At 38.8% G+C, this 5,134-nt stretch carries 6 protein-coding genes and 1 pseudogene; all 7 read right to left on the reverse strand.

Going from position 1 to position 5,134, the window contains the following annotated elements; genetic code table 11:
• Positions 1 to 913 precede the first annotated feature (913 nt).
• Entirely contained in the window at positions 914 to 1,849 is a 936-nt protein-coding gene (locus EAE89_RS23835; RefSeq protein WP_244866699.1) for a hypothetical protein, read from the reverse strand.
• 35 nt (positions 1,850 to 1,884) lie between these two features.
• Positions 1,885 to 2,148 carry a hypothetical protein gene (locus EAE89_RS22125; protein WP_214086592.1) on the reverse strand — a complete coding sequence of 88 codons (264 nt, stop codon included), beginning with the start codon at positions 2,146 to 2,148 and terminating at the stop codon, positions 1,885 to 1,887.
• A gap of 224 nt (positions 2,149 to 2,372) precedes the next feature.
• The gene (locus EAE89_RS22130; RefSeq protein ID WP_214086593.1) at positions 2,373 to 2,792 is read right to left on the reverse strand and encodes an Imm63 family immunity protein; all 420 of its coding nucleotides are present in this window, start codon (positions 2,790 to 2,792) and stop codon (positions 2,373 to 2,375) included.
• Entirely contained in the window at positions 2,776 to 3,570 is a 795-nt protein-coding gene (locus tag EAE89_RS22135) for a TNT domain-containing protein (protein WP_214086594.1), read from the reverse strand. Before EAE89_RS22135 ends, EAE89_RS22130 begins: the two co-directional genes overlap by 17 nt.
• 56 nt (positions 3,571 to 3,626) lie before the next feature.
• Positions 3,627 to 4,082, reverse strand: coding sequence for a hypothetical protein (locus tag EAE89_RS22140; RefSeq protein ID WP_149617571.1), 456 nt, complete (start codon positions 4,080 to 4,082; stop codon positions 3,627 to 3,629).
• A 3-nt stretch (positions 4,083 to 4,085) separates the two neighbouring features.
• Positions 4,086 to 4,823 (reverse strand): annotated as a pseudogene (locus EAE89_RS22145) (toxin C-terminal domain-containing protein); the annotation flags it as partial.
• A gap of 59 nt (positions 4,824 to 4,882) precedes the next feature.
• Complete coding sequence (locus EAE89_RS24075) at positions 4,883 to 5,014, reverse strand: hypothetical protein (protein WP_262500100.1); 132 nt, start codon at positions 5,012 to 5,014, stop codon at positions 4,883 to 4,885.
• Positions 5,015 to 5,134: the final 120 nt, after the last annotated feature.

Below are 5,134 nucleotides of genomic sequence, written 5' to 3' on the forward strand. Positions count from 1 at the left end.
GCTCGGCTGGGAACAGGTGATGCCTGATACTTTACTGCGGTTGATTGCTGTTCCGGGTAACCATTTTAGTTTATTGGAGGATAATGAGAATCGCATTGGGTTAGCTCAGGCTCTGAATATGGCGTTGGCAATTGACGGTGACGGGGAGGGGCAATAATACAAAAATATTAAGCGCTATTGACTAATTTAATATTGGTGTGATAATCCGGTATATATTTATACCGGATTATTTTTATGGTAAAACAAGGCAAGTGATAATTGCTATGTAAGTTATTTCTCAGTATTTTCTTTCCACTATTGCTATTTTTATTTTATTGATTTTTATGTTGAAAATATATTTAATTGTATGGTTTTAGTTTTTACGAATAATTTATACCCTATGGATTTCAAAATGCATCGTGACAGCAAGGGAGTGAATCCCCGGGAGCATATACCCAATAGATTTCAAGTTGCAGTGCGGCGGCAAGTGAACACAGCCAACAAAGCAGCAGCTTGAAAAATAACGGGTATATATGTAATAACCTAGTATTAAGTCAGTGATTACAAATAATGAAGTGAAAACTAAAAGGATAATGTAAAATAAAGGTGTTTATTCTTTTTTTCGGGAAAGAATAAAAGCTGGATATTGATTTCATTTGGGACTGTGATTTATATTGGCGATAGCACATAAACCAACAATCTATTCCACCGATGGCTCTTCCTACTCAGCCTCTTTTAAAACATAACAAAATATTATCTTTAAAAATTTCAAAAGGTAGTCAATAAAAAACCATTCGATAAGCAATTGTACAAATATGATTGCTAACGAACTTCCGAGCATGTAAGATATAAGTAAATAAATATAATTAACCACCGTTTCTTATTTGCTGCTAAGACATCTGCCAGTACATTATTCTCGACAATAGACATTTTATTATTTTTCCTCCTTATTTTTGTTTAATGAAGAAAATTTCTTGTAAAATTCTTCTATTAAACTAAACAAACATATAAAAAATCCAAATATTGCTCCACCACTACCGCCGACTTTTATACTGAATTTTAATCCACTAATAGCGGGTTGAATGTCTAAAAGAAAATACCCCTCTTTAAAAAAGATAATCAGGTACGCTAAAGGAATGCTAATCATACAACACACTGAAAAAACTATTCCCCATCCCAAGATTAAATAGATAAATTGTTTCAGTCTAAAAATAACGCTCCTTTTATTGTTTATTTTTTTCTTCCTCGTGTTTTCTTTATACCTTCTTCTACAATGTAATCTGTTGCAACTCCAGCATAATTTCCCCACCAATCTCGGAAGCTTTATTAGAATAACCTTTAGAAAGCATTTCATTGGTAAACTTCCCCCCACTTTATTACCAATTACAGTACCAACGGCATTACCTAACATTGAGGTTGTAGGAGCTTCCCCTTTAACTTTACTTCCTAAATAAGCGCCTCCTGTATTCACAAGGGTGCTAAATAGTGTTCCTTTACCTTGAGTTAATGCGCCAGTTCCTACCGCTATCAGTGTATCTGTTGCACTATAGTGTTCTCCTGGTTTCAACGTTAAAAACTGTTTGGTGACATCGGTTGCTCCGCCTAAAATACCTCCACCAATGACTGCGGCGGCCCCAGTAATAGAGCCAACTATAGTGCCTCCCACAGCAGAAGCACCTGCACCCCAAGCGACTAACAATCCTCTTACCGGATCTTGACCTTCCGGGTGATCACCTTTGGCATGTTTTGACAACGCCGCCGAAATCTCTTGAGGAGATTTACCTTCATTTAGCATCGCGGTAGCCAGACTGGATGCTGACCGACCGTAATCCGCCAGCCCTTTTGGCAAGCTTAGTGCATTATTCTCCACAACAATCCTGACCAGAAGGCCAGAATTCTTATTTGCTAAGAACCGGAAGGGGGAAATTTCTCTTTGCTTTCTTTTAGGTTAGCTAAAATCGACGCTCCAATACCTAAAGGTATCCCTCCTGCAATACCCACTTTAGCAGCATATATAACATCATTAAGACTAAAGTCTATTTCGCCAAATTGATAATAAGCAATCATTCCGACGACAAATCTTATAAGTAAGGTTGTAGTAAATAACGATGCAATAGTGGATAGAGTCAGAAAAAACAATAAATATGGAAAAACAATCGTAGATTTCATTTTTTACTCCAGTTTTTATTTAACTTCTCTTCTACTGTACTGCCCGCAATTTCAGAGCTTATTGCACCAGAACCCGCACCAATGGCTTCAGCAACAGCTCCTGATACTACACCTTGTCATACTCCTGCCGATATTTATCCCTAACGGCAGAACGGCAACTGGTATCCCCCTGACAATTAACCAGTTCCTCGCTCCTTGAACGATTCTGGTCAACGCTTAGATGATTATTGTCTACCACTATTGTCTACATATGGTGATCTTTCTAATATTTCCTCAATTTTTTTCTTGGCTTTTAATACCCACTTTTTATCTAATACACCTAATATTTCTAGCTCTTTTTCAAAATAAGCTCTACGAAAGTCTTTATTTTCATCATTCCTATTCTTTAATTCATATTCAGATGCCATTTGGCTAGCTACACTTTCCATTATCCAATATAGCAGCTCATTTACATCTTCAGTTGTTTGCCTAAATATTTCATATCCTCTTTCAGAGTAAATAATATGATATTGATTATTATCAATAACTATATACCCAGAACCATCACCAACAGGCTCTGAATAAACTATCAACATTGATTTAGGTGCATTAATCTTAGCACCTAAAGACCACACTTTTTCCTGTATTTCATTTGTAGTTAGCATTCTTTACTTCCTTTACATATCCATTTTTTATAAGCCAATCAACATTTACTCTCTCAGGGAAATTCGGCAATATCTGAACTCCTCCTCCAGGCTGATCAAACGCTGGCGCAATTTTGCCTTGCAGTACCGGAAGTGGTTTAATTACTTCATATTCATGGTATTTTCCTGCTTTAGAACCAGGAGCCAGTGCTCGATTTTCATAAGGAACGCCTTTGGGAGACAAAAACGCCCCATTTGCACTACCATATCTATCCAGTCTAGTACCTACAGCTAAAACATCTTCTTTCGGGGGTTCAGCAAATCCTAATTTAGGTGGCCAATTCCATTCAGTATTAGATTTTCTAAATTTATCATAGGATGAGTATCCTCCCGATTCACTATCTGTTATAGCACTATCTTTATTAAAGTTTCTTGATGTTTTTTCTGAGCCAGATGACACCTCTTGATATTTATTCAAAGACAAATACATTTTAGCTGCTGCAAACTGTATCAGCTTCGCTTCACTGGTAGGTATCCCTCCGGCAACAATTTCCGCCGCTTTCTGTGGCGTCATCTGCTCATTTGATAACACGACATCTAACGGAACACCAAAGAAGTTCCCCCACGCAATAATCAGACCTTTTGCCGGGTCTTGACCCTCAGGGACTTGTCCTTTGAGGTAGTGAGTTAAGGCTGCGTTGATTTCTTCGGGTGTTGCCCCGGATTGAGCCATCTTTTGAGCCAGCGACCCCGCTCCTTCAAAATGTTTAGCGCCTTCGGAACCAAACAAACTTCCCATGCTAAGGGCATTATTATCCGCTATAATTTAGTGGATAATAAAGTAAAAATCCTAACTCAAGACTGGGATTCTGTATTAATTCTAAGACTGTTATAAAAATCTATAATGCTATTTAGATCAGTATTCCATTCAGATATTTTCATTCCGTCTTCATTGTGCGTAGTACGCGACTCTATAAAGTTATTTATCTTCTCTGGAGTAAAACCTGGACATTCATCTAAAAAGAGGATGCTATTTTGCAAGAAAACCTCCTCACCTGCAAAATATATGACCCAAACAAATATAAAATTTGTGTAATCGGGCTCATACATTGATACAGCTAGCGCCACAGGCTTTTTACTGTGTATACCCTCCTCAAGAGAAGCTCGCCAACTCCGCTTGTAATCCTCAAAGCTCCAATAAGATAAAGGTATGTGAACTGCTTCTGTAAACGTATCAATAATAATTGTCGCGGGCAGAACTAGCTCATTGTTTACTCTGATAGGTGCATCACCGGGAAATATACCAAACATTAATCAGTCCTTAATTCTATTCAGATCACTATCGTAAGTCCCTATTCGCTTGCCTCTACGGTCAAACATTTTCCAACCATTAGTAACATTATGGCTATCAACATCGGGAGTAATATAGGTTTTACCATCAAAAAATACAGGTTGCCCATGTGAGTTAAATGGTGCTTTAGGAGGAGCGATTCTCCGATCAAAGCCTAATTTCCCTGCTGCCTCTTGGGCTTCTTTTCCTTTCAGAGCCAGATAAGCTAAGTCATCTTTATTTGGCTCTCCCGGAATCGGTGTAGTTGTAGTATTCCCGCCAGTATCCGGCTTACCTTCCGTATTACCGGTATGATTTGACGCAACACCAGACTGGTTTTCCCCATTGCCTGTATGGTTCGGTATACTACCCGGCTCTAACTGTTGGTTTCCACCGGTATGATTAGGGTATTTCCTTATATCGTCAGACTGATTACCACCTGTATGTGTTGGCAGATTAGCTGGATCAACAACTTGAGTGTATTTATCCTGAAGTGTATTTAGGTAACTCTTTGTGATTTCATCATTTCCCATCATCTGAAGCATAATCAGATGGTCTAAGTCTTCTGAAGAAATCTTATCAGCGATTTCCTTTGCTACTATTCCGGTTATACCCGCCTTAACGCCTACCTCCAGGACTTTTTCTGCCACTTTGGCTCGACACGGAGCAGCTATTGCACACCCTTCTGTTACCAGTTTTCCCAGGAAATTATTATCCGCAACAACGCATTCCATTGCGACGTTGACCGCCGGACACCGATTTTCCCAATGCCCTCAGTCAGTTACAACCCGTTTTTTCCAGTGTGGTTTGAGGCTCGACCTACAACGCCCCGACGCGACTTTTCAGCCTGGTAAGCCACTTTTCCCAGACGTAATGAACTGCCCCCTTTAAATGTCGGATGATTACCTAACATTTGGGGTACAGCTCACATCGACTGGGATTTTTACTCCAACTTACTTATATGCATTAGATTTTTTTAAATTCTGGTAGTTGTTCGATAACATTTTTGACGGTATTTTTCTCAAAATGTTTT

It is taken from the genome of Photorhabdus heterorhabditis, from assembly GCF_018448905.1.
In the GTDB taxonomy this organism is placed as follows: domain Bacteria; phylum Pseudomonadota; class Gammaproteobacteria; order Enterobacterales; family Enterobacteriaceae; genus Photorhabdus; species Photorhabdus heterorhabditis.